Annotated in this window: 29 protein-coding genes; 19 read left to right on the plus strand and 10 right to left on the minus strand. The window is 69.2% G+C overall.

Annotated elements, in window-relative coordinates; all coding sequences use genetic code 11:
* Nucleotides 1-91 precede the first annotated feature (91 nt).
* Genes F5X71_RS30080 through F5X71_RS30090 form a run of 3 tightly spaced genes read right to left on the minus strand, consistent with a single transcriptional unit; the run spans nucleotide 92 to nucleotide 3,000 of the window.
* Nucleotides 92-1,831 (minus strand): FAD-dependent oxidoreductase, encoded by a 1,740-nt coding sequence (locus tag F5X71_RS30080; protein WP_167465036.1) that lies wholly within the window; start codon nucleotides 1,829-1,831, stop codon nucleotides 92-94.
* Nucleotides 1,832-1,882: 51 nt separating this feature from the next.
* Complete coding sequence (locus tag F5X71_RS30085) at nucleotides 1,883-2,149, minus strand: hypothetical protein (protein WP_167465037.1); 267 nt, start codon at nucleotides 2,147-2,149, stop codon at nucleotides 1,883-1,885.
* Nucleotides 2,146-3,000 (minus strand): PHP domain-containing protein, encoded by an 855-nt coding sequence (locus F5X71_RS30090; RefSeq protein ID WP_167465038.1) that lies wholly within the window; start codon nucleotides 2,998-3,000, stop codon nucleotides 2,146-2,148. The genes F5X71_RS30085 and F5X71_RS30090 overlap by 4 nt, the downstream gene beginning before the upstream one ends.
* A 62-nt stretch (nucleotides 3,001-3,062) precedes the next feature.
* Here F5X71_RS30090 and F5X71_RS30095 point away from each other — a divergent pair, with 62 nt between their 5' ends.
* Entirely contained in the window at nucleotides 3,063-4,139 is a 1,077-nt protein-coding gene (locus tag F5X71_RS30095) for a magnesium and cobalt transport protein CorA (RefSeq protein ID WP_167465039.1), read from the plus strand.
* Here F5X71_RS30095 and F5X71_RS30100 read toward each other — a convergent pair.
* The 3 genes from F5X71_RS30100 to F5X71_RS30110 are packed head-to-tail and all read right to left on the minus strand — an operon-like array spanning nucleotide 4,134 to nucleotide 6,196.
* Nucleotides 4,134-4,715 carry a suppressor of fused domain protein gene (locus tag F5X71_RS30100; protein ID WP_174817161.1) on the minus strand — a complete coding sequence of 194 codons (582 nt, stop codon included), beginning with the start codon at nucleotides 4,713-4,715 and terminating at the stop codon, nucleotides 4,134-4,136. The two genes, F5X71_RS30095 and F5X71_RS30100, sit on opposite strands and share 6 nt — an antisense overlap.
* Nucleotides 4,716-4,718: 3 nt before the next feature.
* The gene (locus F5X71_RS30105; protein ID WP_167465040.1) at nucleotides 4,719-5,210 is read right to left on the minus strand and encodes a general stress protein; all 492 of its coding nucleotides are present in this window, start codon (nucleotides 5,208-5,210) and stop codon (nucleotides 4,719-4,721) included.
* Nucleotides 5,211-5,266: 56 nt separating this feature from the next.
* Nucleotides 5,267-6,196, minus strand: coding sequence for an HpcH/HpaI aldolase/citrate lyase family protein (locus tag F5X71_RS30110; RefSeq protein ID WP_428981507.1), 930 nt, complete (start codon nucleotides 6,194-6,196; stop codon nucleotides 5,267-5,269).
* A gap of 63 nt (nucleotides 6,197-6,259) precedes the next feature.
* On the opposite strand from F5X71_RS30110, the gene F5X71_RS30115 reads away from it, so the two are divergent.
* The 9 genes from F5X71_RS30115 to F5X71_RS30155 all read left to right on the plus strand — a co-directional run bounded on the left by F5X71_RS30115 (nucleotide 6,260) and on the right by F5X71_RS30155 (nucleotide 14,066).
* Nucleotides 6,260-7,546 carry a magnesium transporter MgtE N-terminal domain-containing protein gene (locus F5X71_RS30115; protein WP_167465042.1) on the plus strand — a complete coding sequence of 429 codons (1,287 nt, stop codon included), beginning with the start codon at nucleotides 6,260-6,262 and terminating at the stop codon, nucleotides 7,544-7,546.
* A 33-nt stretch (nucleotides 7,547-7,579) separates the two neighbouring features.
* On the plus strand, nucleotides 7,580-8,143 hold the full coding sequence (locus F5X71_RS30120) for a DUF1003 domain-containing protein (protein WP_167465043.1): 564 nt from the start codon (nucleotides 7,580-7,582) through the stop codon (nucleotides 8,141-8,143).
* A gap of 413 nt (nucleotides 8,144-8,556) precedes the next feature.
* Entirely contained in the window at nucleotides 8,557-9,783 is a 1,227-nt protein-coding gene (locus tag F5X71_RS30125; RefSeq protein ID WP_238815554.1) for a lytic murein transglycosylase, read from the plus strand.
* Nucleotides 9,784-9,896: 113 nt separating this feature from the next.
* Nucleotides 9,897-10,754 carry a lytic transglycosylase domain-containing protein gene (locus F5X71_RS30130; protein ID WP_167465045.1) on the plus strand — a complete coding sequence of 286 codons (858 nt, stop codon included), beginning with the start codon at nucleotides 9,897-9,899 and terminating at the stop codon, nucleotides 10,752-10,754.
* Between the two features lie 19 nt (nucleotides 10,755-10,773).
* Entirely contained in the window at nucleotides 10,774-11,907 is a 1,134-nt protein-coding gene (locus tag F5X71_RS30135; protein WP_167465046.1) for an Mrp/NBP35 family ATP-binding protein, read from the plus strand.
* 77 nt (nucleotides 11,908-11,984) lie between these two features.
* Nucleotides 11,985-12,311 carry a DivIVA domain-containing protein gene (locus F5X71_RS30140; RefSeq protein WP_167465047.1) on the plus strand — a complete coding sequence of 109 codons (327 nt, stop codon included), beginning with the start codon at nucleotides 11,985-11,987 and terminating at the stop codon, nucleotides 12,309-12,311.
* On the plus strand, nucleotides 12,308-12,919 hold the full coding sequence (locus F5X71_RS30145) for a DNA-3-methyladenine glycosylase I (protein ID WP_167465048.1): 612 nt from the start codon (nucleotides 12,308-12,310) through the stop codon (nucleotides 12,917-12,919). The genes F5X71_RS30140 and F5X71_RS30145 overlap by 4 nt, the downstream gene beginning before the upstream one ends.
* 141 nt (nucleotides 12,920-13,060) lie before the next feature.
* Nucleotides 13,061-13,228 carry a DUF3117 domain-containing protein gene (locus F5X71_RS30150; protein ID WP_011211259.1) on the plus strand — a complete coding sequence of 56 codons (168 nt, stop codon included), beginning with the start codon at nucleotides 13,061-13,063 and terminating at the stop codon, nucleotides 13,226-13,228.
* The gene (locus F5X71_RS30155; protein WP_167465049.1) at nucleotides 13,215-14,066 is read left to right on the plus strand and encodes a putative RNA methyltransferase; all 852 of its coding nucleotides are present in this window, start codon (nucleotides 13,215-13,217) and stop codon (nucleotides 14,064-14,066) included. Before F5X71_RS30150 ends, F5X71_RS30155 begins: the two co-directional genes overlap by 14 nt.
* Before the next feature lie 148 nt (nucleotides 14,067-14,214).
* On the opposite strand, the gene glgA is transcribed toward F5X71_RS30155, so the two are convergent.
* Complete coding sequence (glgA, locus tag F5X71_RS30160; RefSeq protein ID WP_167466856.1) at nucleotides 14,215-15,372, minus strand: glycogen synthase; 1,158 nt, start codon at nucleotides 15,370-15,372, stop codon at nucleotides 14,215-14,217.
* A gap of 138 nt (nucleotides 15,373-15,510) precedes the next feature.
* On the opposite strand from glgA, the gene glgC reads away from it, so the two are divergent.
* Complete coding sequence (gene glgC, locus F5X71_RS30165; RefSeq protein ID WP_167465050.1) at nucleotides 15,511-16,725, plus strand: glucose-1-phosphate adenylyltransferase; 1,215 nt, start codon at nucleotides 15,511-15,513, stop codon at nucleotides 16,723-16,725.
* An 18-nt stretch (nucleotides 16,726-16,743) separates the two neighbouring features.
* Here glgC and F5X71_RS30170 read toward each other — a convergent pair whose 3' ends face one another.
* From F5X71_RS30170 to F5X71_RS30180, 3 genes are all read right to left on the minus strand, one after another.
* On the minus strand, nucleotides 16,744-16,962 hold the full coding sequence (locus tag F5X71_RS30170) for a hypothetical protein (protein WP_238815556.1): 219 nt from the start codon (nucleotides 16,960-16,962) through the stop codon (nucleotides 16,744-16,746).
* Between the two features lie 438 nt (nucleotides 16,963-17,400).
* Nucleotides 17,401-17,634, minus strand: a complete 234-nt coding sequence (locus F5X71_RS30175; protein WP_167465051.1) for a hypothetical protein — start codon at nucleotides 17,632-17,634, stop codon at nucleotides 17,401-17,403.
* Nucleotides 17,635-17,751: 117 nt separating this feature from the next.
* Nucleotides 17,752-18,384: an O-methyltransferase gene (locus tag F5X71_RS30180; RefSeq protein ID WP_428981416.1), complete on the minus strand. Its 633-nt coding sequence runs from the start codon at nucleotides 18,382-18,384 to the stop codon at nucleotides 17,752-17,754.
* 299 nt (nucleotides 18,385-18,683) lie between these two features.
* Here F5X71_RS30180 and sigE point away from each other — a divergent pair, with 299 nt between their 5' ends.
* From sigE to F5X71_RS30220, 8 genes are all read left to right on the plus strand, one after another.
* Nucleotides 18,684-19,340: an RNA polymerase sigma factor SigE gene (gene sigE, locus F5X71_RS30185; RefSeq protein WP_174817162.1), complete on the plus strand. Its 657-nt coding sequence runs from the start codon at nucleotides 18,684-18,686 to the stop codon at nucleotides 19,338-19,340.
* A gap of 62 nt (nucleotides 19,341-19,402) precedes the next feature.
* On the plus strand, nucleotides 19,403-19,804 hold the full coding sequence (locus tag F5X71_RS30190; protein ID WP_167465052.1) for a zf-HC2 domain-containing protein: 402 nt from the start codon (nucleotides 19,403-19,405) through the stop codon (nucleotides 19,802-19,804).
* Between the two features lie 132 nt (nucleotides 19,805-19,936).
* Nucleotides 19,937-21,439 carry a S1C family serine protease gene (locus F5X71_RS30195; protein ID WP_167466860.1) on the plus strand — a complete coding sequence of 501 codons (1,503 nt, stop codon included), beginning with the start codon at nucleotides 19,937-19,939 and terminating at the stop codon, nucleotides 21,437-21,439.
* Between the two features lie 78 nt (nucleotides 21,440-21,517).
* Nucleotides 21,518-21,934 (plus strand): Sec-independent protein translocase protein TatB, encoded by a 417-nt coding sequence (tatB, locus tag F5X71_RS30200; RefSeq protein WP_014987955.1) that lies wholly within the window; start codon nucleotides 21,518-21,520, stop codon nucleotides 21,932-21,934.
* Between the two features lie 156 nt (nucleotides 21,935-22,090).
* Nucleotides 22,091-22,948 (plus strand): hypothetical protein, encoded by an 858-nt coding sequence (locus F5X71_RS30205; RefSeq protein ID WP_167465053.1) that lies wholly within the window; start codon nucleotides 22,091-22,093, stop codon nucleotides 22,946-22,948.
* A 202-nt stretch (nucleotides 22,949-23,150) separates the two neighbouring features.
* A complete protein-coding gene (locus F5X71_RS30210; RefSeq protein ID WP_167465054.1) occupies nucleotides 23,151-23,672 on the plus strand; it encodes a hypothetical protein in 522 nt (173 codons plus the stop codon).
* 22 nt (nucleotides 23,673-23,694) lie between these two features.
* Nucleotides 23,695-23,910: a hypothetical protein gene (locus tag F5X71_RS30215; RefSeq protein ID WP_167465055.1), complete on the plus strand. Its 216-nt coding sequence runs from the start codon at nucleotides 23,695-23,697 to the stop codon at nucleotides 23,908-23,910.
* Nucleotides 23,911-24,074: 164 nt separating this feature from the next.
* Nucleotides 24,075-25,151 carry an XdhC family protein gene (locus F5X71_RS30220; RefSeq protein ID WP_167465056.1) on the plus strand — a complete coding sequence of 359 codons (1,077 nt, stop codon included), beginning with the start codon at nucleotides 24,075-24,077 and terminating at the stop codon, nucleotides 25,149-25,151.
* The last annotated feature ends 41 nt before the right edge of the window (nucleotides 25,152-25,192 follow it).

The following is a 25,192-nucleotide window of genomic DNA, read 5'->3' on the forward strand; positions in this document are numbered from 1 at the left end:
CAGTACCGCAGTACCGCAGTACCGCAGTACCGCAGTACCGCAGTACCGCAGTGCCGCAGTACCGCCGGTCGGCCGCGACGCGGTGGCGCGTTCAGTGCGACGGTGTCGTCAACCGCGCGGCGACCGGGGCGGGCGCGGGTTCGGGCACGATCTCCGGTGCGTCCGGAATCGCCGCGGATCGCGCGCTGAGCACACCCGGCACGCGCGGATAGGCCGGGACCACCTGCTCCTCGTGGGCGCCGAGCACGATGGCCTCCGGCCTGCGCCGGGCGAGCGGGTCGCGCGCGAGCGGCACCGGCACCGGCGCGCGCGCGGCGAGCCCGTGCGCGTCGGGGCGCACCCACACCGCGTCGAGGCCGCCCGACATCAACCGCACCCGCCAGTCCGCTTCGGCCCCAGGATGATCCGTGCGCCGGTGCATGCCGCGGGTCTCGGTGCGGGCCAGCGCGCTGTACTTGGTCCAGCGCGCGACCGCGAGCAAGGCCGCCGCCTGCCTGGCCCGCAGCCGGTCCAGTCCGCTACCGCCGAGCTCGAATTCGGCGCCCGGCCACATCGCGTCGAGTTCGCCGATGCTGTCGCGCAGGCTGCCCGCGCTGCGCCAATAGCTGCGTCGCAGCGGCAGCGTGTGCTCCTGGACGAGACCGACCACCGCGCGCGGGTCGATCCGCGCCACGGCGTTGAGCCCGGCGCCGGGCACCTCGCGTGCCGTGGCCGCGAGCTCGGCCGTACGCGCGTACGCGGCCGCGCCCGCGCCGGCCCACACCCCCGAGGCAATGGCCCAGGCGCCGCCCTGCCCACCGAACCCGCTGACCGCGCCGGTGATCGGCTCCCGCGTGGTGACATCGCCCGCACCGAACAGCCCCTCGACGGTGGTCGCGCAGTCGCGACCGGTGATCCGCAGGCCGCCGGTGCCGCGCACGGTGCCCTCCAGCACGGCGCGCAGCGCCACCCGACCGGCGTGATCGACCAGGCCGAGTTTCGCGAGCCCGCCGCGCAGCAGCGCCGGGATGTCGTCCAGGGACGCGAACACCCGCCTGCCGTCGGCGATCGCGGCGAAGGCCGCCGCGCGGCCCGCCAGGACCGTGCCCGACTCGTCGGTGAAGGTGGCGAAATGCAATGCCAGACCGCCCGGATTCGCCCAGCCGCTGGGCACGGGCGCGTTCGGCGCCGGGACCAGGCTGTACGCGCTGGAGAACTCCATGCCGGACAGTTCGGCGCCCGCCTCGGCCGCGAACAGCAGACCGTCGCCGGTGTCGACATCGGTGCCCGCGCCACCGGACAGGAACGCACAGCCACCGGTCGCTACCACCACCGCGCCCGCGCGGACGGACCAGGGCAGGCAGTTGTCGAGCCTGCGCACCCCGGCCGCACCCGCGACCCGGCCGTCCCGATCGACGAGCAGTTGCAGGGCGGGATGATGATCGAGCACCCGCACGCCCGCGGCGAGCACGCTGCGGCGCATCCGGCGCAGATAGCTCGCGCCGTCCAGGTAGACCCGCAACGAGGAGCCGGGATCCGAACCGGGGAAGCGATACCCCCACCCGGCCAACTGCTCGACCCGATGATGGGTCTCGTCCAAGACGCGGTGCATCCACTCCGGGTCGCCGAGCCCGCCGCCGTGCAGGTATCCCCGATCGACGGCCTCGTCCCTGGCCGGTCCGGGTGGAATGTTCCACAGCGAGGTGGTGCCGTGCGCGGTCGGTCCGCTGGTGCCGCATCGGGCCTTGTCGGCGAGCACGACGCGCGCGCCGTTCGCGGCGGCGGAGACGGCGGCCCAGGTTCCGGCGGGGCCTCCGCCCAGAACCAGTACGTCCGTCTCGAGTTGCGTCACAAAGAGAAATATTCGGCCACAATTCACGAAGCCGCAACCATTACCGCTATTTCAACTCCACCATTGTGTCCAAAGCAGCAATCCAGCCGCAACGAAAACAACCGCAGATCCACAAAATGCGACAAAACCCCGACTCTTATCCGAATAAATCTGCGCCGCAATGGCAATCACCGACGCCGCCACGTGCCAGGCGACCGATTCGGGACCGGGTCCGGGAAAATCGCGCCGCGCCGCGATGACCGCGGTGCCGACGACGACGAGCATCAGGGCGAAGGTGCCCGCGGCGAAGATGCCGCTGAGTCCGCGCAGCACCTTCACGAGGCGACCACCGGCACACCGGTCGCCTTGCCCACGATCACCTCGAATTGCTCGGGATCGGTGGTGAACTCGCCGAGCCGGATGGTCTTGTTGGCGCCGTGATAGTCCGACGAGCCCGTGGTGAGCAGGCCTAGTTCGGCGGCCAGGTCGCCGAGGATCGCACGGTCGGCGGCGGAATGATCGATGTGGTCGACCTCGAGCCCGCCGAGTCCGAGCGGGGCGAGTTCCCGGATGGCGTCGAGCGCGAGCATCCGGCCGCGCTTGCGCGCCCGCGCGTGCGCGAGCACGCTCACCCCGCCCGCGGCGGCGATCATCTCGACCGCCCTGGCCAGCGGCGTGTCGGCCTTCTCGACGTAATAGGGGCCGTGCGGCGCGAGCAGTTCCTCGAACGCCGCGTCGACGCTCGCCACCACACCCGCGGCGACCAGTGCCCTGGCCAGATGCGGCCGCCCCGCCGAGGGGCCCGCCGCCGCCAGCACCGCGTCGGGATCAATCGGCAAGCCGTCGGCAACCATGCGATCGGCCATCGCGCGCACCCGCTCGGCCCGCTCGCCACGCAACCGTTCCCGCTCCTCGGCGAAGCTGCGATCGGCCGGATCGAACAGGTAGGCCAGCAGGTGCACCGGCACCGGCCAGCCGTCCTCGCCCAACCCCAGGCACGACATCTCCATGCCCCGAACCAGCGTGAGCCCCTTCGGTAACGCCTCGACCGCCTCCGCCCAGCCCGCGGTGGTGTCGTGGTCGGTGATCGCGATGACGTCGAGACCGGCGGTGGCCGCGTTCCGGACCAGTTCGGCCGGAGAGTCGGTACCGTCGGACGCGGTCGAATGGGTATGCAGGTCGATGCGCACGCCTCCAGTCTTACAGTGCCGCCGACCGGTCCCGCAGCGGCAGGCGACGTAGCATCGCCGAGGTGCCGTCCATTCCGCCGCTACCGTCGTTCCGCGGCCCCAACCGGGAACCGCGCAAACTCCCGCGCATCCCGATTCCGACGGCGCGGGCCATCGTCGACTGCGGTGTCTATGTCGAAGGCCGTCGACTGCCCGGCAGATTCACCCATCGCGACGCGCTGGCCGAGGTGCGCACCCGGGGCGCCGGCTTCGTCTGGGTCGGCCTGCGCGATCCGGACGAGGCCCAGATGGCCGATATCGCCGAGGTTTTCGGCCTGCACGCGCTGGCCGCCGAGGACGCGGTCGCCGCCCACCAGCGCCCGAAGCTCGAGCGCTACGACGACACCCTGATCCTCGTGATGCGCACCGTCGCCTACGTCGAGCACGAATTGCACAGTGTCAGTGAGATCGTCGAGACCGGCGAGATCATGATCTTCGTCGCGCCCGAGTTCGTGGTGACGGTGCGGCACGGCGAACACGCCGAACTCGCCTCGCTGCGCAGGGAACTCGAGGCCGACCCGGCCAGGCTGATGCTCGGCACCGGCACGGTGCTGCACGCGATCGCCGACCACGTGGTGGACTCCTACATCGACGTCACGCAATCGATCGAACTCGACATCGACGCGATGGAGGAGGCGGTCTTCTCGCCGGGCAACCGGGTCTCGATCGAATCGATCTACCAGCTCAAGCGCGAGGTGGTCGAGCTACGCCGGGCGGTGAACCCGCTGGCGGTCCCCCTGCAACTGCTCGGCCACAAGCCGGAGATCCCGCTGCCCAAGGAGATTCGGCGCTACATGCGCGACGTGGCCGATCACCACGCGGGCGTGGCCGAGCGGGTCACCGATTTCGACGAGGCGCTCAGCGCGTTGATCAGTGCCGCGCTGGCGAAGATCGGCGTGCAGCAGAACACCGACATGCGCAAGATCTCGGCCTGGGTCGCGATCGCCGCGGTGCCGACGATGATCGCGGGCATCTACGGCATGAACTTCACCCATATCCCGGGATTGGAAGCGAGCTGGGGTTTCTGGCTCGTCATCGTGGTCACCCTCGGCATCTGCGGCGGGCTGTACTTCACCTTCCACCGCAACAACTGGCTATAGGCTCGCCGCCCCGCGGGCGGGGTCGCGGACGTCGATGCCCGCCTCGGCCCATGCCTCACGCAGCGCCTGTGCGCCGCGCACGCGCACCCAGGCCGCCTCGGTGGCGGTCACGGGTGTCACCGCGAAGTAGCGAACCGGCTCCGCGGGCTCGGGCAAGGCCACCTCGGGAATTCCGCTGTCGCCGAGTAGGACCGCGGTGAACGGCGCGTTGTGCCACATCGGCTCACCCAGGTCCATCAGCGCATCGGCTTGCAGCACAACCCCTTCCACCGCGGGCGCGGCGACGAGCACGCCGAGCGTCTTGGCCAGGCCCGACGCCGCGCCGGTGCCCGCGCGCAGCGTCAGCACCAACTCCGCGCGCGGACCGCGCACCGGATCGGCAAGCAGCGCAGCGGGATCGGTCATCGGATGGCGGGATCCGCCCACCGTGGCGTAGTGCACCACATCGCCGTCGACGATCCGCAGGATCTCGATCGGCTCCAACCCGAGAAAGGTCACCGACGCCGAGTCGACACCGGTCGCCGCCACCCCGAAATGGTCCAGCACTCCGGTGCGGACCGTCTCCAACACACCCATGCGTCAGATGGCCAGCCGCGCAAGCATGTCCCGCGCCTGTTCGGCCGACTTCGGGTCGCACAGCACGTCGTAGCGCCCGGCCACCAGTTGCATGGTGGAGGCGAAGTCGCGCTGCCCCTTGGTCGCCGCGTACGGGATCGAGGTGGAGATGACACCGAAGATGATGCCGCCGACCAGGCCGACCAGCAGCGGACCGAGCGCGCCGTTGGTGGTGAACAGGCTCAGCAGCAGACCGAGGAACAGGCCGAGCCAGGCGCCGCTGACCACACCGCCGCCGATCACCTTGCCCCAGGTCAACCGGTAGAGCACGCGCTCGACCTGCATCAGATCGACGCCCACGATGGTCACGTCCTGCACCGGGAACTGGCTGTCGGCGAGAAAATCGACCGCCTTCTGCGCCTCGGCATAGGTGGGATAGGAGCCGACCGGCCAGCCGGACGGCGGCGTCGGCAAGCCCTGCCGTGCGCGATTCGAGTTCCCTAAGGGATTCGTCATGTCTCTATTCTGCTATTCCGCCCGGTTCCGGGGTGCACCGAAACGCGTGGCCCACCTCATTCGGCCGAGCGCCGCATTCCGGCGGCCCGGCCTTTTTCGGCGATTACCCGGGCCATTTTCGCACTCGCCTCATCGATCATCTCGTCACCGAGCATGACCGCGCCGCGGGCGCCGCCCTCGACCGAGGTGTGAAAAGCGTAGGCGTCCAGGATCTGCTCGGCGCGGTCGTAATCGGCCTGGCGCGGGCTGAAGACCTCGTTGGCCGCCTCGATCTGCCCTGGATGCAGCACCCACTTGCCGTCGAAGCCGAGCGCCGCGGTGCGCGCGGCGGCCCTTCGGAACCCGTCCACGTCCCGGATCTGCAGATAGGGGCCGTCGATGGCCTGCAATCCGTGCGCGCGGGCGGTGATCAGGATGCTCATCAGGATGTGGTGGTACGCGTCGCCGGTGTCGTAGCCCTCCGGCTGTTCACCGACCACCAGGGTGCGCATATTGAGGCTCGCCATGAAGTCGGCCGGGCCGAAAACCAGCGCCTGCACCCGCGGGCTCGCGGTGGCGATCTCGTCGATATTGCGCAGCCCGAGCGCGTTCTCCAGCTGCGGCTCGATACCGATCCGGCCCTGCTCGAGCCCGCATACCTGCTCCAGCTGGGTGAGCAGCAGATCCAGCGCGCGGACCTGGCCCGCGTCGGTCACCTTGGGCAGCAGGATCGCGTCCAGATGCGCGCCCGCCCCCTCGACCACGGTGATCACGTCCGCGTAGGTCCACGCCGTGGTCCAGTCGTTGACCCGGACCACGCGCAGTTGCGACCCCCAGTCGGTGTCGTTGAGCGCCGCCACGATGTTCGCGCGCGCCTCGGCCTTGGCGGCGGGCGCGACGGCGTCCTCCAGATCGAGGAACACCTCGTCGACGGGCAGCCCCTTGGCCTTGTCGATCATCTTCTTGTTGCTGCCGGGACAGGCGAGTACCGAACGGCGCGGCTTCAAGATCACTCCCATCGATCGTGGCGCGGGTACGAGACCCGGCCGCGAACCTCTAGCCTGGCAAGCATGGCAGCTACCAGGGTGTACGTCGCCAGGCTGGCTGGCCTGGTGGTGTTGGGGCCGGACGGCGAGTCTATCGGCCGGGTCCGTGACGTCGTCGTGGCCATCCGCTACGACCGCCAGCAACCCAGGGTGCACGGTCTGGTCGTCGAATTGCCGACGCGGCGCCGCATTTTCGTGCCGATGCTGCGGGTCACCGCGATCGAGCCGGGGGTGGTCACGCTCAATACCGGCACGGTGAGCCTGCGCCGGTTCCATCAGCGCCCCGGTGAGCTGCTCGCGCTCGCGCAGATCGTGGATTCGTCGGTGCGGGTGGAAGATCCCGACCTGCCCGACCTGCACGGGGTGGACGTCTTCGTGGTCGATCTCGGCATCGAACTGACCCGCACCAGGGACTGGCGGGTGAACCGGGTCGCGGTGCGCGGGCATCGCAGGCTCGGCCGCCGCCGCACCGTGCACGTGGTGGATTGGACCCATGTCGCCGGGCTCACCCCGTACGAGATCGGCAGGCCCGGCCAGGACGTCACCCAGCTGCTGGAGCAGTTCGAGGGCATGCGACCCGCCGACGTCGCCCACCTGCTGCGCGAGCTGCCGGACAAGCGCAGGCTCGAGGTGGCCATCGCGCTGGACGACGAACGCCTCGCCGACGTCGTGCAGGAGCTCCCCGACGACGAGCAGGTCGAGCTGCTCGGTCGGCTGGAGGTGCGCCGCGCCGCCGACGTACTCGAGGCGATGGACCCCGACGACGCGGCCGACCTGCTCGGCGAGTTGCCCGTCGGCGAGGCCGAATCGCTGCTGGCGCTGATGGACCCGCAGGAGTCGGAACCGGTCCGCAGGCTGCTCGAGCATTCGCCGTACAGCGCGGGCGGTCTGATGACACCCAAGCCGGTGATCCTCACACCGTCCACCACGGTCGCCGAGGCGCTGGCCCGGGTGCGCAACCCGGACCTGACGCCCGCGCTGGCCTCGATGGTGTTCGTGGTCCGGCCGCCCACCGCCACACCGACCGGGCGCTACCTCGGTTCGGTCCATATCCAGCAGCTGTTGCGGGAACCACCGGCGCATCTGGTCGGCGGCATCCTCGACGCCGACCTGGCCCCGCTGCGTCCTGAGGTGCCGCTGGCCGCGGTGACCCGCTACTTCGCGACCTACAACCTGGTCTGCGGGCCGGTGGTGGACGACGAGAACCATCTGCTCGGCGCCGTCAGCGTGGACGACGTGCTGGACCATCTGCTACCCGACGACTGGCGCGACCAGGAAGAGCTGCACGAGGGGGTATCGGGACATGAGTGATACGGCGCGATCGACCGCCGGCGAGGTGCGGTCATGACCGAAAAGCTCGGCGGCGCCCGGCAGCGGCTGGAGACGCCGGTCGAAGGCCGGTTCCGGATCGACTGGGATGCCGAGGCGCTCGCGCGCAGCAGCGAACGCGTCGCCCGCTTCCTCGGTACCGGCCGCTACCTGGCCATACAGACGATCGTCGTGGTTGTTTGGATCGCGTTAAATGTTTCGGTCGTGGCGTTGCGCTGGGATCCGTATCCCTTCATTCTGTTGAATCTGGCGTTCTCGACCCAGGCGGCCTACGCCGCGCCGCTGATCCTGCTGGCGCAGAACCGGCAGGACAACCGGGACCGGGTCTCGCTGGAGGAAGACCGGATGCGGGCCGCGCAGACCAAGGCGGACACCGAATTTCTGGCCAGGGAACTCGCCGCGCTGCGGATCGCGGTCGGTGAAGTGGCGACGCGCGACTATCTGCGCCGGGAATTGGAGGAGCTGAAGGAGGTACTCGACCGGATCGAGGGCGCGGGCGCCGAGAAGACCCGGCGCAAGAAAAACTCCGCCCGAAAGCAGGCTCAGATCCAGGTTTCGCCACCTGTAGCTGATGATTGACCGGGATTACGTAACAACTACCTGCTGGAAATGCGAACAACTACCTGACTGGTGGGTAACCTGGACAGCGTTGTCCTGAGCGGCGGCAGGCCAGGGACCGGGTGAGGACGCGAATCCGACCCCGACGAGCACCCCACCGAAGCCGCTTCCACGACGTAGAGGATTGGTGTGGCCGAATGCGAATTTCTACCCCGATAACCGTCTCGGCCCTGGTCGTAGCTGGTCTTGTGGCCAGCGGCTCGGCTTCCAACCTCTCCGCCTCGAGCACAACGCCCAAAGCCCCCGAGGCGTTGTTGGCCGCGTCCACAAACCCAGCAAATTCCGGTAACTCGAGCAACACCGGCTCGACCGGTCTGTCTCGGACAGTTGGCCTACTTCCGGTAACTCAGGACGTTCCCCGCAAACTTCGAGCTATGACTCCGGGCGCCAACGGCACCGCCCCGTTCGCCGGGACCATCCCACTCCAGGAGATCTCGCTCCCACTGGTCGGCGGGGCACTCGGCATTCCGGAGATCGTGCTCGCCGCCTACCGCAACGCCGAGCTCGCGATGGAGTCCTCCACACCTGGTTGCGGGCTTTCCTGGAGCCTGCTCGCCGGGATCGGCCGGATCGAATCGGGACACGCGGGCGGCGGTCGCACCGACGCGGCGGGCACCACGGTCACCCCGATCTACGGCCCCGCGCTGGACGGCACGCTGCCCGGCAACGAGATCATCAAGTCGGCCAGCGGCGGTTACGTGCGCGCGGTCGGGCCCATGCAGTTCCTTCCCGGCACCTGGGCCCAGTACGCGGCCGACGGCAACGGCGACGGCGTCTCCGATCCCAACAACGTCTTCGACGCCGCGCTCGGCGCGGCCAAGTACCTCTGCTCCGGCGGGCTCGACCTGCGCGACCCGGCCCAGGAACTGCGCTCGGTGCTGCGCTACAACAACTCGACCGCGTACGCGGCGAACGTGCTGAGCTGGGCCGCGGCCTACCGCACCGGCGGCTCGCCGACCCAGGTGACCATCGCCCCCGACATCATCCCGCCGGGCAGTGCCCCGATCCAGGTGGCGGACATGCAGGCGGTCGACACCACGAAGGTGACCTACACGTCGCCGCCCGCGACACCGGAGACCGGCACCACCACGCAGGCCGCCCCGGCACCGACCGAGGTGATGATCACCATCCCCGGCCTGCCCCCGATCCCCTGCGGCATCTTCTGTCCGCCGCCGAAGCCGCTGAATCCCTGTGAGCAGGTGACGGTTCCGGCGCCGATGCCGCGACCGGGCGACCCGGCCCCGACCGTCGCGGTGCCCGGCGCGGCCGAGCAGAGCTTCGGCGTGGGTGTCGCGGCGCCCAAGGACCCGGCGCATCCGGACCAGGCCGTGGATCCGGCACACCCGGACCAGGCCGTCGCGCCGGTCTGCACGACGCCGCAGGCGGGGCCCGAGGTCCAGGCGCAGGCGCCGCAGCAGCAGGCGCCCGAGCAGGCCCAGCAGCCGGGGCCGGACTCGGCGCCCACGGTCGCGGCCGAGTCCGCACCGACCGTCACGGGCGAACCGCCTGTCGCGCCCGCCCCCGCGGCCGCGCCGCCCCCGCCGCCCGCCATCACGCTGCCGTTCGGTGTCGTGATCCCGTTGCCTGCCCCCCAGGGCTGAAAAGACACCTCGATTCAGGTCACGAAGGAGTAACAAACAGGTCTCGAATGCGGTAGCCTTCTCTTCGTCAGATCACGAAGGGCTCACGAGAGCCATTGGAGGGTCACCGCACAGTGGGGCGTCACCGAAAACCACCGACTGTCACCATCCGACGCAGCTCGGTTCTCGCGCTAACCGGTTTGGTTCCCGCTGGCCTCACGGCCGTCGGCGCCGCGTCCGAGATGGGCGATGGGACTCATGCCGCCGCGGCGGTCCAGCAGCTCCCCGGCGAGGAGTCCGCGCTGGGGGCGCGGACCCAGAACGACGATGAGCCGATCGAATTCGTCATGCACGCCATGGCGCAGCAGCGGGTCGCGCCGCCACCGATCGTGAAAACCGTTGCGCTGCCGGAGGGTAGGCAGAAGGCGGAGCTGCCCGCAGGCCCGATGGGCGTGCCCGGCATCGCCGTCGCGGCCTACCAGAACGCCGAGCGCGTGCTCGGCGCCGAGAACCCCACGTGCAACATGCCGTGGACCATGCTTGCCGGTATCGGCCGGGTCGAATCCACCCACGACTACGGCGGCAAGGCCGACAGCGACGGCAACTCCCTCGCCCCGGTCTACGGCCCCGTGCTCGACGGATCGCTCTACGGCAACAACGTCATTCACGATTCCGACGGCGGCGAGCTGGACGGCCTGGCCGGCTACGACCGCGCGATCGGGCCGATGCAGTTCCTGCCGCAGACGTGGAAGCACTACGCGGCCGACGGCAACGGTGACGGCATCGCCGATCCGCAGAACCTGTTCGACGCGGCGCTGACCGCCGGAAAGTATCTGTGCGACGGCGGGTTGAACATGCGCGATCTGTCCCAGCAGTCCAAGGCGATCCTGCGCTACAACAACTCGATGGCCTACGTCGCGAACGTGATGGCCTGGGAGACCTCCTACGCCAGCGGCGTCGCACCCCGGCCCGGAGATCTGCCCAAAATTTGACACGCCTAAAATTCCTGCCATGTCTGTAGTTACGGAATCGGATGTGCGGGGCGCCCTCGCGAAGGTCGACGATCCGGAGATCCGCAAGCCGATCACCGAACTAGGCATGGTGAAAAGCATCGAGATCGGCAGCGACAGCAATGTCCATGTCGAGATCTACCTGACGACGGCGGGCTGCCCGCTGCGCACCGAGATCACGCAGCGGGTCACCAAGGCCGTCGCCGACGTCGCCGGGGTCGGCGCGGTCACCGTCGAGCTCGACGTGATGAACGACGAGCAGCGCACCAACCTGCGCAAGCAGTTGCGCGGCGACTCGGCCGACCCGGTCATCCCCTTCGCCCAGCCCGGCTCGCTGACCAGGGTGTACGCGGTCGCTTCCGGTAAGGGCGGGGTCGGAAAGTCCAGCGTCACAGTCAATCTCGCGGCCGCCATGGCCGCGCGCGGTCTCTCGGTCGGCGTGCTCGACGCCGACATCTACGGGCACTCGATCCCGCGCATGCTCGGCACCGACGCGCGCCCGACCCAGGTCGAGAAGATGATCATGCCGCCGCAGGCGCACGGCGTGAAGATGATCTCGATCGCGCAATTCACCAAGGGCAATACGCCCGTGGTATGGCGCGGCCCGATGCTGCACCGCGCGCTGCAGCAGTTCCTCGCCGACGTGTTCTGGGGCGATCTGGACGTACTGCTGCTCGATCTGCCGCCCGGCACCGGCGATATCGCCATCTCGATCGCCCAGCTGATTCCCGGCGCGGAGATCCTCGTGGTCACCACCCCGCAGATCGCGGCCGCCGAGGTGGCCGAGCGCGCGGGCGCCATCGCGTTGCAGACCAGGCAGCGGATCGCGGGCGTGGTGGAGAACATGTCCTGGCTCGATCTGCCCGACGGCAGCCGGATGGAGCTCTACGGCGCGGGCGGCGGACAGGTGGTCGCCGACCGGCTGACCCGCGCGGTCGGCGCCGAGGTGCCGCTGCTCGGCCAGGTCCCGATCGAGCAGGCCGTGCGGGAGGCGGGCGACGAGGGCAACCCGATCGTGCTGCGCGATCCGGAGACCCCCGCGGCCAAGGCGCTGCTCGCGGTCGCCGACAAACTCGCCGTGCGTCGCCGCGGGCTCGCGGGCATGTCGCTCAGCATCGACACCACTCGGCGTTAACGGGTAGTCGAGAGCGAGGTCCGTTTTCCGCCGGGCGGTCTGCGCCGGGTGTCGGCCCCTGCCAATAAGCTTGGCGCATGCTCACGTTACTGCTGTACGTGTTGATCGTCGGTCTGGTGGCCGCGGTGCTGTTCCTGCTCGCCAGCGCGGTGTTCGGCCGCGCCGAGGAACTGGGCCCGCTGCCGGAGGGCGCCACCGCAACCGTGCTGCCCGCCGAGGGCATCAGCGGGGCCGACGTCCGGTCCCTGCGCTTCCAGCAGGTGGTGCGCGGCTACAAGGCGGGCGAGGTGGACTGGGCGCTGGCCCGGCTCGCCGCCCGCATCGACGAACTGCAACACCAACTGGCCGAGGCGCAGGCCAACACCGGCCGGTGGCAGACCCCGGTCGCGCCCGAACCGAAATGACCCGCCCCGCCGATCTGGCCCCGGCCGAGGACGACGGCCGCGTCCGGTGCGCCTGGCCGCTGCAGACCCGGCTCTACCGCGACTATCACGATTTCGAGTGGGGCAAGCCGCTGCACGGTGACGACGCGATGTTCGAGCGGATGTGCCTGGAGGCCTTCCAATCGGGGCTGTCCTGGATCACGATCCTGCGCAAGCGGCCCGCCTTCCGGGCGGCGTTCGCCGATTTCTCCATCGCCCGCGTCGCCGAGTTCGACGACGCGGATGTGGCCCGGCTGCTCGCCGACCCCGGCATCGTCCGCAACCGATCGAAGATCGACGCGGCGATCAGCAACGCCCGGGTTGCCAGGGAACTCGATAACGGACTGGACAAGCTGCTGTGGTCGTTCGCGCCACCGCCGCGACCGCGCCCGGCGACGGCGGCCGACGTACCCGCCAGCACACCCGAATCCATAGCTCTGGCAAAAGAATTGAAGCGGAGAGGGTTCCGTTTCGTCGGCCCGACCACGGCCTACGCACTCATGCAGGCGACCGGGATGGTAGACGATCACCTGGCCGATTGCTGGGTCGATAGCGAGGTGTCCGGCACAGGCCGACCGGTCACTTTTTGAACTCAGGTATCCGTCCACATCCGCGATAGGGAAGAATGGGACGGGTGTAGCTCGCCAAATGCCGGCGAGCTCGCTGGTTGGTGACAACTGGAGTTCCAAGAAAGTGCGCAGCATATCGCGCAGATCTGGAGGGAGCAGAGGATGGCGGCCATGAAGCCCCGTACCGGGGACGGTCCCCTCGAGGCAACCAAGGAAGGGCGTGGAATCGTCATGCGGGTTCCACTCGAGGGTGGCGGGCGTCTGGTCGTCGAACTCACGCCGGACGAGGCCGCGGCACTCGGCGACGAACTGAAGAGTGTCACCAGCTAACCAGCAGGCACTCGATGAGGTGGCCGATCTGCTGGCCTGCCCGGAATGCGCGCTCGGCCTCGAGCCGCACGACCGGGCGCTGCGCTGCGGACACGGGCACAGTTTCGACATTGCCAAGCAGGGCTATGTCAGTCTGCTGACGGGCGCCTCGACCAAAATGACCGGCGACACCGCGACCATGCTGGACGCGCGTGCCGCCTTTCAGGGCGGGGGACATTTCGCTCCGATTGCTGCCGCGACCGCAGCGGCGATCGGGCCGCACGACCCTGCGTCCGGCACGGTGCTGGAGGTGGGCGCGGGCACCGGCTACTACCTGGCCGGAGCGCTCGACGCCATGCCTGCGGCCCGAGGTATCGCGCTGGACGTGGCCAAGCCCGCCGCGCGCCGCTGTGCGCGCGCCCACCCGCGGGCCGCGTCGGTGCTGGCCGATGCCTGGCGTGGACTACCGGTCCGCGACGGCACCCTGCGCGCGGTGCTGTCGGTCTTCGCGCCGCGCAACCCCGCCGAGGTCGCGCGGGTGCTCGCCGACCACGGTGTGTTCGTCGTCGTCACGCCCACCGAGCGGCACCTCGGCGAGTTGATCGGACCGCTCGACATGATCCGCGTGGACCCGGACAAGGATCGCAAGCTCGATGCCGCGATGTCGGGTCATTTCACCGTCGCCGATCGGGTGCCGATCGAGTACCCGATGAAGCTCGGCCACTCCGATATCGCGAATGTGGTCGGCATGGGCCCGTCCGCCCATCACGCGGCCGCGGAGCACGCCCGCATCGCCGCCCTCCCCGCCGCCATGGAGGTCACCGCCTCGGTCGTAGTCTCCGCGTACCACCGCGCATAAGCGCCGACCGGTTCAGCACCCCGACTCCCCCACACACCTGCCAGGTCCGGATACGCCCGGCACAGCCCGCGGATGGGCACACGAGGGCCGTTGGCACTGCCTTCGGTGGTGAGGGGCTTCGCCGAGCCAGTGGCCTGCCGTATCGGGTTCAGAGTTTGCGGACCTGGTCGTAGACCTGGACGGTGCGGGCCGCGATATGGGACCAGTCGAATTCGGCGATCGCGCGGGCGCGACCCGCGGCGCCGAATTCCGCGGCCAGCACCGGGTCGCCCGCGACCTCGTTGATCGCGGTCGCCAAGGCCTGCTCGTAGGCCTCGGGCGCGGCCGGGTCGTAGTGCACCAGGCGTCCGGTCGTCCCGTCGGCGACCACCTCGGGGATGCCGCCGACATCGGAGGCGACCACCGCGGTCGCGCAGGCCATAGCCTCCAGGTTGACGATGCCGAGCGGCTCGTACACCGACGGGCAGACGAATACCGTGGCGGCGGCGAGGATCTGCCGGATCTGTTCGGTGGGCAGCATCTCGCGCACCCAGAACACGTTGCCGCGCCGCCGCTGCAACTCCTCGACCGCCGCGGCCGTCTCCTGCTCGAGTTCCTTGGTGTCCGGCGCGCCCGCGCACAAGACCAGCTGGATGTCCGGATCGAAATCGCGGGCCGCGGCGAGCAGGTGCCCGACGCCCTTCTGCCGGGTGATCCGCCCGACGAACGCGACGATCGGCCGATCGGGTCGCACCCCGAGTACGGCGAGCACCGGCCGCGCGCCCGCCGCCACCGGGCCGGGATACCAGATGCCCGCGTCGATCCCGTTGTGCACCACGTGCACCCGATCGGGGTCGACGGACGGGTAGGCGTCGAGCACGTCGTGGCGCATGCCCGCGCTCACCGCGATGATCGCGTCCGCGTGCTCGACCGCGTTGCGTTCCGACCACGACGAGAGCCGGTAGCCGCCGCCGAGTTGTTCGGCCTTCCACGGCCTGCGCGGTTCGAGCGAGTGCGCGGTCAGCACGTGCGGGATGCCGTAGAGGGTGGCGGCCAGATGCCCGGCCAAGCCGCTGTACCAGGTGTGTGAGTGCACGACGTCCACCTGCCCGGCGGCGTCGGCCATCCGCAACTGCGCGGACATCATCTGCAACGCGGCGTTGGCGGCGTAGAGCTGCGGATCGGGCTGGTGCACCACGGCGTCGGTGCGCGCGACACCCATGCAGTGCACGGTGACATCGCACAGTTGGCGCAACTGCGCGGTCAACTGCGTCACATGTACCCCGGCGCCGCCATACACCTCCGGCGGGTACTCACGAGTCAGCATTGCGACCCGAAGCCGGTCCGGTGCGCCGGATTCCACGCTCGCCCGCCCGGTGTCCGTGCCGAAACTCACCCGCTTCAAAGTAGACGTTCAACTCCGCAGGGGCCACTCACCCGCCGGTAACCCGGTAGTTTGGCAGGTGTGAGGAGCCAGCCGCACGTACTCGGGATCGTGCTCGCCGGTGGCGAGGGCAAGCGACTCTTTCCACTCACCGCGGACCGCGCGAAACCTGCGGTGCCCTTCGGTGGCGCGTATCGACTGATCGACTTCGTGCTCAGCAACCTGGTCAACGCCGGTTTCCTGCGACTATGCGTGCTGACCCAGTACAAGTCGCATTCGCTGGACCGCCATATCTCCCAGACCTGGCGGTTGTCCGGGTTCGGCGGGGAGTACATCACCCCGGTGCCCGCCCAGCAGCGGCTCGGGCCGCGCTGGTACACCGGCAGCGCCGACGCGATCATGCAGTCGCTCAACCTGATCTTCGACGAGGACCCGGACTACATCGTGGTTTTCGGCGCCGACCACGTGTATCGGATGGACCCGGAACAGATGGTGGCCCACCACATCGAGTCCGGCGCCGGCGTCACCGTCGCGGGCATCCGGGTGCCGCGCAGCGAGGCGAGCGCGTTCGGCTGCATCGACTCCGACGAGTCCGGCCGGATCACCCAGTTCCTGGAGAAGCCCGCGCATCCGCCCGGCACGCCCGATGATCCCAATGTCACTTTCGCGTCGATGGGCAACTACGTCTTCACCACCAAGGTGCTGGTGGATTCGATCAAGGCCGATGCCGACAACTCCGATTCCGATCACGACATGGGCGGCGACATCATTCCCTCGCTGGTCGCCGCGGGTCAGGCCGGGGTCTACGACTTCGCCGACAACGAGGTGCCCGGCGCGACCGAGCGCGACCGCGGCTACTGGCGCGACGTCGGCACCATCGACGCGTTCTACGACGCGCACATGGACCTGGTTTCGGTGCACCCGGTGTTCAACCTCTACAACCGGCACTGGCCGATTCGCGGCGCCGCCGAGAACCTGCCGCCCGCCAAGTTCGCCCAGGGTGGGCTGGCCCAGGAGTGCATCGTCGGCGCGGGCAGCATCCTCTCGGCGGCCACCGTCCGCAATTCGGTGCTCAGCTCCAACGTGGTGGTCGACGACGGCGCCACGGTCGAGGGCAGCGTGCTGATGCCGGGCGTGCGCATCGGCCGTGGCGCGGTGGTCCGCCGAGCCATCCTGGACAAGAACGTCGTCGTCGGCGAGGGCGAGATCATCGGCGTGGATCTCGACCGCGATCGCGACCGCTTCGCGGTCAGCAACGGCGGCGTGGTGACCGTGGGCAAAGGCGTCTGGGTCTGATCCCGCGCGGCCCGGCGTTCACCGCGGGACGGGGGTGGCCGGGCAGAACGGCGCGCAGGGCCCAGGGGTTCGGGGGACAGTGCTCTCGGCCGGGTCGCCGAAGTCGGCGGTGCTGACGAGATAGACCATCAGGATCGCACCGAGCAGGACCAGGGCGAAGGCGATCGTCGCACCGCCCCAGTGGATCGGACGGCGGCCGTTCTCGTCGTTGTTGTAGTTCAGGATGTAGTAGATCACTCGGGTGACACCTCTTCCGCAGGCCCGGAACAGGCAGTACCGGCGCGGGTACCGGTTCGTGCTGTGAGCAGCATGCGCCTCGGATCGCCGCGGCGCGGCCGTTTCGCGCACCTGGGCGCGACGACGCGGCCGGTGACCGGCCCACCCCTCCCGGGTCGGTCACCGACGGTGCCGAACGCCGACGGGCGCGTGCGTGCCCGACCTCCCTGCTCGAACACGAACACCCGAAGGCGAACCGGACATCGTACATCGGCAAGAAGCTTTCAGGACTGGTGATCCACGCCACAAATGGTCAGGCAATCCCCAGTGCGACAAGCGAATTCAAGACCGGACGGCGAGCGCCAGCGACGGGGCCTAGCTTGTGCCTCGTCTAGGGGTCGGCGCGTTTCGCGACTTCTCAGGCCGGCGAGAGGCGTGCCGAGGTTCGTGAACGCGGTGCTACTGCCCGGGTGGCGCGGCCGGAGCCGTGCAGAAGGGCGCACAGGGCCCGGGCGGTGGCGTCACCTTCGTCGGCCCGGTGTCGAAATCGGCGTTGCTGACCACCACCATCACCAGGATCGCGGCAACGATCACGAAGCCGAAAATCAGCAGCGTCGGCCGCAGCCAACTGGACCGACGCTCGGTCACCACATGGCCGACATGGCCACCTTCGAAATATTCGTACCCACGCATTGTCTACCTCCGCCGCCGGGCTGCGCTGGGTATACCCCGCGCGGGGCGGCGGAATCAGCGACCGCGAATCACGCGGTCACACAGCAACTGTCACGCTGTGCGTGCGATAGGGCGGCGCTAACCACGTGAGGCGCAGAGCAATCCGTCACCGACCGGAATCAGCACGCTGGTGAGTTCCGGGTCCTCGGCGATCGCGCGGGTCGCCGCGCGCACCGCCTGGGTGGCCGGATCACGTTGCGCCGCATCGGGTACCCGGCCGCCGAGCAGCGCGTTGTGCAGCAGGATGGCGCCGCCGGCCCGCAGCAGCCGCACCGCCTGACCTACGTACTGCGGATGCTCGAGCGGTGCCGCGTCGATGAACACCAGATCGTAGGCGCCGTCGGCGAGGCGGGGCAGCACGTCGAGCGCACGGCCGTTGATCAGCCGGGTGCGCGCCGGCGGGATATCCGCGGCACGGAAGGCCTCCTTGGCCGCGCGCTGATGCTCCGGCTCGGAATCGATCGTGGTCAGCGTGCCGTCCTCGCGCATGCCGTCGAGCAGCCACAGGCCGCTGATGCCCGCGCCGGTGCCGACCTCGACCACCGCTTTGGCCCCGAGCAACTGGGCGTACATGCTGAGCAGTGCGCCGACCGAGGGCGGCACCGGTACCGCACCGAGCTCGGTGGCCCGTTCACGCGCGCTGACGAGGATCTCGTCTTCCACGACGGATTCCTCCACGTAGGCGAGATTTCGCTCCAAATTCGATGCCACGCCTATGAGGTTAGTGCTGGCCGCCGGTTATCGGCGTTCCGAACAACACGCCCCGCCGAGCAATCTGCGAGTCTGTTTTTTCTCAGGTAGCCCTCAGCATCTCCATACACAGGCCATATCAGGACAGGAAAGAGTAGGGGCAACGCAAGACCACCGACCGTATCGACGCGGGACGCGGGAACAACGACAGACAGCTTGTCGGTTGTATCCGTACGTAACGGCTCCGGGTCCGAAAGAGATTTCGGAGCGGAGCGAAGTTTCCGAGTTTACGGTCCCTAGTAGGAGGTAGCCCCATCCACATGGTCGATGCGGCGCGTGAGCACGCCACCCTGCCCGAGCAGATCCTGCCGATCGAGTCCGAGGCCGCCGAGGCCGCCGACCTGACCGGTACCGCTGCCTTCGACGCCACCGGTGACCGGTCGGCGATGCCGTCCTGGGACGAACTGGTCCGCGAGCACGCCGACCGCGTGTACCGCCTGGCTTACCGTCTCTCCGGCGACGCGCAGGACGCCGAGGATCTCACCCAGGAAACATTCATCCGGGTATTCCGTTCGCTGTCCAATTACCAGCCGGGCACGTTCGAGGGCTGGCTGCATCGCATCACCACGAACCTGTTCCTGGACATGGTCCGCAGGCGCAATCGCATCCGGATGGAAGCGCTGCCCGAGGATTACGATCGGGTGCCGTCCGAGGGCCCCGACCCGGAACAGGCCTACCACGACGCCCGACTCGATCCGGATCTGCAATCCGCCCTGGATTCGCTGGCCCCGGAATTCCGCGCCGCGGTGGTGCTCTGTGACATCGAGGGCCTGTCCTACGAGGAGATCGGCGCTACGCTCGGGGTGAAACTCGGCACCGTGCGCAGCCGGATTCACCGTGGGCGGCAGGCACTGCGCGACCACCTTGCGCATAATGGAAGTGAGCAGCGGCTCGCCGCTGAAGCGAATATCGGGTGAGCCGGACAACGCCGGCATCGCCCTACGGATCGGATGATGTCGGTTGGAAGGGTGAACACCGAATGAGTGGCGACTCCAGCACGCCCGGTCGTCGTCCGCCTCGTTTCCGTCCCACCGAGCATCTGGCCAGCGAAGCGATCGCGGCCTATGTGGACGGCGAGCTGCGGATGAACGCCTATCTGCGTGCCGCCCAACATCTTTCCCAGTGCCCGGAATGCGCGGCCGAGGTGGACGCGCAGCAGCAGGCACGGATCGCCCTGCGCCAGTCCGGCCCGATCCAGTTGCCTACCGGCCTGCACGACAGCCTGAACCGTATTCCGCTGGCGGAATTGCCGGGCAGCGCGACGAATCAGCCGAATCAATCGCCCGGCGGTTCGCACGCGACGCCCCGCAACGAGGCAGTTTTCGGATTTCTCACCGATTCGTTCACCGCGACCCGGTGGACCACGTGGTGGCGCAAGTAGAGTTCCCCCCGTGACTGAGCGGAGCGAGGGAACCATTGGCACAGCACGCCTCGGCACGACGCAGCCGAGCGTCAGCGAGGCGGGGTCGTGACTGAATCGACGAATAGCGGATCGCCTGAAGCTGCGGATCACATCCAGGACAGGCCTTCGGATTCGGCGCCCAGGGGAACGCTGCGGCCGCCGGACGCGCCCGTGCTCGGCCCGCGCCCGGTGTATCGCCCGCATGTCGACACCCATACCGCCCGCGCGTTCCGCAGGCCGTCCGGGCAGTCGGGTTCGTTCGCCGAACCACTGCCCCGCGGTACGGCTCCGATCGCGGACGCGGATCTGCAGAACCGCCCGCCGGACGCGGTGCTGGCCGAGGCGTTCGGCCGCCCGGCCGGTTCCAGCGAACTGCTGCAACGTGACCCCGACGCGACCGAGGACACCCCGACCGTCGCGGGCCCGGTCGATCCGTGGCGCGATCCGGCGGCGGCCGCGCGGCTCGGCGCCCCCGCCGTGCCCACCCCCGTGACCGCGGCGCTGCCCGAGGCACCGCGGTTGAGCGCCCGCGAGGTGCTCTTCGGTTCCCGGGTCGCGCCCAAGTCGCTCGCGCTGCTCGCCGTCGTAGCCCTCGCGATCGGCGTGCTCGGCGGCCTGGTCGGCAGGCTGACCGCCGAACAGGCCTCGGTGCTCACCTCGCGCGGCGTCGAACTGAAGCAGACCGGCGGCATCGAGCAGCCGCACAGCCAGATCGCCAAAGTGGCCAACGCCGTGCTGCCCGCGGTGGTGTCCATCCGGGTCACCGTCGGCGACAACGGCGCGACCGGTTCCGGCGTGGTGATCGACGGCGCGGGTTTCATCACCACCAACAACCACGTGGTGTCGATGGCCGCCCAGGACAAGACCAACCGGGCGACCATCCAGGTCACCTTCTCCGACGGCACCAAGGTGCCTGCCAACATCGTGGGCCGCGACCCGAAGTCCGACCTCGCGGTGCTCAAGGTGGACGTCAAGAACCTCACCGTGGCCAAACTCGGCAAGTCCGACGACGTCCAAGTCGGTGACGAGGTGCTGGCCATCGGTTCGCCGCTCGGGTTGAGCAAGACGGTGACCTCCGGCATCGTCAGTGCGCTGCACCGTCCGGTGGCGCTCGAGGGCGAGGGCAGCGACACCAAGGCGGTGATCGACGCGGTGCAGACCGATGCCTCGATCAACCCCGGCAACTCCGGCGGCGCGCTGGTGGACATGGAAGGCCGGTTGATCGGCATCAACACCGCGATCCGCAGCGAGTCCGGCGGCTCGGTCGGTCTCGGCTTCGCCATTCCGATCGATCAGGTGACCACGGTCGCACAGACCCTGATCCGCGACGGCGTCGTGCATCACCCGCAGCTCGGTGTCAGCGCGCAGACCAAGAACGTCGCCAACGAGGTGATGTCGGGAGCGCGCGTCGCCGATGTCGTGCCGGGCAGCCCCGCGGCCCGAGCAGGCATCGTCGAGGGCGATGTCATCGTCAAGGTCGGCGACCGCGACGTGACCTCGCGCGACGAGCTGGTGCTCGCGGTACAGCTGAACAAGATCGGCGACACGGTCACCGTGCAGCTGATCCGCGACGGCAGGCGGGTGGACGTGCAGGCCACGCTGGAGTCCGACTGAGCCGGCTGCGACCGTGCTGTTACCCACACGTCCCCACTCGATGCGAGGACACCGTGGTCAGCCGGTAGCCTGGGACAGGTGTTCAGCAACATCGGCTGGAGCGAGATGATGATCTTGCTCGTCGCCGCCCTCGTGATCCTCGGACCGGAGCGACTGCCCGGCGCGGTTCGCTGGACCACGCGCAGCCTGCGTCAGGTGCGCGACTACGCCAGCGGCGCCACCGCGCAGCTGAAGGACGAGCTCGGTCCGGAGTTCGAGGATCTGCGCAAGCCGCTGGCCGACCTGAACGAACTGCGCGGTATGACTCCGCGCTCGATGGTGACCAAACACCTTCTGAACGGCGACGATTCGATCCTGAAGAATCTGGAGAGCGCACTGCCGGACAAGAAGGACATCTACGGCACCGGCGGCGCGATGCCGGACTATCCGATGCCGAAGCTGGAAAAACCGTTGGAGCGCAACGAACGTCCGCCGATCGACACCGACGCCACTTAGGTTCTGCCTCGAAGCCCCATCCGGCGTATCCGGCCGGGCTTCCAGGCAGAACCTCACCGCGACAAGATCATCGCGTCGGCCCGAACGAGTTACGAGTAGGGCTCAGTGTCAAGAAAGCTGGACACCTTGGCGTGTCCACCTGTCTAGACTTCGCACATGTCGGCCGATGACGTGGCGCGGGTTTTCGCGATCGAAGACAAGGTCGAGCGACTGAAGGCGGCCACCGATGGAGTGGCGGCGGCCCAGCAGACGATCAACGAACTCACCAGGATTCGCCGAGCCGTGATCCGGGAACTCCACGCCGAGGGCTGGACGTTCGCGAGAATCGGTGCGGCAGCCGGGCTTTCCCGTGCGCGAATCCATCAGGTCAGCACCCAGGGGCCCGCACCGGAGGGATTGTTCTTCGGGCACGGCACGCTGACCGTGCTGGTGCCGGAGGTACGGGCGGGCCGGGTGATCGGCGCGCCCGATCCGGCGGCGCCGCACCGATTGGTCGAGCTGCTGCGCGAACTCGGCTTCAGCGCTTCGATAGAACACTTCCTGCCGGGCAGACCGGTCGACCTGGCCAGGGACGGGCTGATCGTGCTCGGCGGCCCCGAGCTCTCGCCGAGCCTGCGCCAGCTCATCGCCGCGGACCCGCGGTTGCGGCGCGCGGTGGCCCGAGCAGGTGACGCGCGACGCGGCATCGAGGATCGCGCGGCCCGGCGGGTCTACCGGCCCGGCGGACCCGATCCGCACGACATCGCCTACCTGGCCCGGCTGCCGCGGCCGGACGGGCGCGGCACGGTGCTGATGATCGACGGCATGCACCCGCCCGGCTCACTCGGTGCCATTCGTTTGCTCGCCACCCGGTTGGCCACGCTGCACGAACGCGCCGCGACCCACCTGTTCTCGGTGCTCGTCGCGTGCCGGTTCGATCGGGCGACCGGCGAGCCGCTGGAGGCCGAACTGCTCACGCCGGTCTACCGGCACGACCCTGAAACCCGTTTGCCCGCACCGGGTCTGCGCCGCTGACCAGCGACGTTTCCCGGCCTGGCGCCGCCGCGGTCTCATGCACGCGAACCGTCGAATGTGGCGCAGGTCACGCCGCTCTTCCATTCGGGAATTCTCGATGCGATGCTTGAATAGCTAGAAGATAACTAAGCATTGATAGGTGACAGTTCGCATGAGTGTTCCAGGTTCGTTTGCAGCCAGTTCCGCACCCACGATCCGCACGGTGCGGCGCACACCGCCGGAACCGACGGACGGATCCATCGTCGACGCGACGGAGCCAACCATCACCACCCATCGGGTCACCTACAGCGATCGGCTGAAACTGTTCGTCGGCGCGGGCGAAACGATCGAAAGCTACCTGCGCCCGCTCCGCAGGCTCGACGGTCACCACCGCTACTCGGTGCAGCTGACCCGACTGCCAGTAGCTATGCGCTCCACCGAGATCAGCCCGGCGATCAGCTCCGCGCCCGGCACCAACTACCTGCTCTGCACCGGCTCCGCGGACGCGGTGGTCATCGAGCTCTGCCACACGGTCGACGCCGTCACCCGGCGGTTCACCGTCGGACGCGCGGGCAACCGCGACGGCGAGCCCGGCATCTGCGTCCAGGTGCCCGACGCTGTGCCCGCACCATGGATCTACCAGGACGAAGTGTGGACCGCCGAGGCGGCGGCCGACATCTTCGCCGGTTATTTCCGCACCGGTACGGTCCCCACCGGACTGGTGCTCCGCGAATCGACCGACTGACGCGTCAATCGAGGAGGCAGTGATGAATCCGCTCATCATCGTCGGCGGCACCGTTCTGGCGTTCGGCCTGCTCGTTCTTGTCGTGACCGTCCTGCGCCGACCCACCGCCCCGTACGGCCAGCTGACCGTGGCCGCCCTGCAGGCGCGACTCGCCGAGGAGAACTCGCCGAGCGCGCGCGAATCCGAAGAACGTCTCATCGAGCTACCGATCCGCGAGGCGCTCGAAAAATCCTCCTGACTACCGCTTTTCCGTCGGCTTCCGCGCGCACGGACCGCAGCGTGGCGGGCGCCAGCGAACCGCGGGGCACACCCGCGTGCACGGCCACTCAGCTTCCGGATAGCTACCCTGAGTAGTACGGCGGCAATATTTGTCGACGTTGAGCTCGAGGGAGGAGTGTGCCCATGCGAGCAATGCTCGAGCAACTCATCGCCTCGCTGGCGCAGGGCCCGGTGGCGCTGGCCAGGGTGGTCGACACCACCGGCCCCGGCCCGCGCGAGCTGGGCGCCGCGATGCTCGTCACCGCGTCCGGCGCGGTCATCGGCTCCCTGTCCGGCGGCTGTGTGGAGGCCGCCGTTGTCGAGTCCGCGCGCCAGGTGCTCGATTCCGGCCAGCCGGTGCTCGACCGGTTCGGCTACGCCGACGGTGACGGGATCGCGGTCGGCTTGACCTGCGGCGGCGAGATCGAGGTGTGCGTCGAGCCGGTCGGGCGCGCGTTGCTCCCGATACTCACCCGGCTGCAACAGGACATCGCGGCGGGCACGCCGGTCGCGCTGGCCACCAGGATGGACACGGCGGGCGAGTGGCGGCTGGTGTACTCCGCCGCGGGCGAACCGTGGTACGGCGTCGACCATGATGCCCGCGCGCTGCTCGACGCGGGCCGCAGCGGTTTGGTCGGGGCGGACGAGTGCGAGCTGGAGAGTTCACCGCGCCCGCGCGTGTTCGTCCAGGTCTTCGCCGCGCCCGCCCGCATGATCCTGGCCGGTGCCAACGACTTCGTCCGGGCGCTCAGCCGCACCGGCAGGCAGCTCGGCTATCGCGTCACGGTCGTGGACGCGCGCGAAACCTTCGCCACCGCGGCCCGATTCCCGGCCGCGCACGAGGTGGTCGTGGACTGGCCGCACCGGTACCTGCGCACCGAGCACGAGGCCGGGCGGATCGACGGCCGCACCGTGGTCTGTGTGCTCACCCACGACACCAAGTTCGACGTGCCGACCATCGTGGCCGCGCTCGACCTCGACGAGATCGGCTTCGTCGGCGCCCTCGGCTCCCGGCGCACCCACGCCGAGCGCACCGAGCGACTGCGCGCCGCCGGTGTCACCGAGAGCCGCCTGGCCCGGTTGAAGAGCCCGCTGGGCCTCGACCTCAACGCGCGTACGCCGGACGAGACCGCGATCTCCATCGCCGCCCAGATCCTCGCCGAGCGCGGCGGCGCGTCGGGCCGCCCGCTACACCGCCTCGACGGCCCCATCCACCACTGAACGCGGCGCACCCCGGATCGATCGGTGGCCGCCGCGCCGGT

This window comes from Nocardia brasiliensis (genome assembly GCF_011801125.1).
GTDB classification, from domain to species: Bacteria; Actinomycetota; Actinomycetes; order Mycobacteriales; family Mycobacteriaceae; genus Nocardia; species Nocardia brasiliensis_C.

What these genes read in the sequence shown, in the direction of transcription:
- F5X71_RS30100 (WP_174817161.1), bottom strand. Translation starts at nt 4,715, where the DNA reads ATGGGTGTGTTGGAGACGGTCCGCACCGGAGTGCTGGACCATTTCGGG.
- F5X71_RS30105 (WP_167465040.1), bottom strand. Translation starts at nt 5,210, where the DNA reads ATGACGAATCCCTTAGGGAACTCGAATCGCGCACGGCAGGGCTTGCCG.
- F5X71_RS30115 (WP_167465042.1), top strand. Translation starts at nt 6,260, where the DNA reads ATGGCAGCTACCAGGGTGTACGTCGCCAGGCTGGCTGGCCTGGTGGTG.
- F5X71_RS30120 (WP_167465043.1), top strand. Translation starts at nt 7,580, where the DNA reads ATGACCGAAAAGCTCGGCGGCGCCCGGCAGCGGCTGGAGACGCCGGTC.
- F5X71_RS30125 (WP_238815554.1), top strand. Translation starts at nt 8,557, where the DNA reads ATGACTCCGGGCGCCAACGGCACCGCCCCGTTCGCCGGGACCATCCCA.
- F5X71_RS30135 (WP_167465046.1), top strand. Translation starts at nt 10,774, where the DNA reads ATGTCTGTAGTTACGGAATCGGATGTGCGGGGCGCCCTCGCGAAGGTC.
- F5X71_RS30140 (WP_167465047.1), top strand. Translation starts at nt 11,985, where the DNA reads ATGCTCACGTTACTGCTGTACGTGTTGATCGTCGGTCTGGTGGCCGCG.
- F5X71_RS30145 (WP_167465048.1), top strand. Translation starts at nt 12,308, where the DNA reads ATGACCCGCCCCGCCGATCTGGCCCCGGCCGAGGACGACGGCCGCGTC.
- F5X71_RS30150 (WP_011211259.1), top strand. Translation starts at nt 13,061, where the DNA reads ATGGCGGCCATGAAGCCCCGTACCGGGGACGGTCCCCTCGAGGCAACC.
- glgA (WP_167466856.1), bottom strand. Translation starts at nt 15,372, where the DNA reads ATGCTGACTCGTGAGTACCCGCCGGAGGTGTATGGCGGCGCCGGGGTA.
- F5X71_RS30175 (WP_167465051.1), bottom strand. Translation starts at nt 17,634, where the DNA reads ATGCGTGGGTACGAATATTTCGAAGGTGGCCATGTCGGCCATGTGGTG.
- sigE (WP_174817162.1), top strand. Translation starts at nt 18,684, where the DNA reads ATGGTCGATGCGGCGCGTGAGCACGCCACCCTGCCCGAGCAGATCCTG.
- F5X71_RS30190 (WP_167465052.1), top strand. Translation starts at nt 19,403, where the DNA reads ATGAGTGGCGACTCCAGCACGCCCGGTCGTCGTCCGCCTCGTTTCCGT.
- F5X71_RS30205 (WP_167465053.1), top strand. Translation starts at nt 22,091, where the DNA reads ATGTCGGCCGATGACGTGGCGCGGGTTTTCGCGATCGAAGACAAGGTC.
- F5X71_RS30215 (WP_167465055.1), top strand. Translation starts at nt 23,695, where the DNA reads ATGAATCCGCTCATCATCGTCGGCGGCACCGTTCTGGCGTTCGGCCTG.
- F5X71_RS30220 (WP_167465056.1), top strand. Translation starts at nt 24,075, where the DNA reads ATGCGAGCAATGCTCGAGCAACTCATCGCCTCGCTGGCGCAGGGCCCG.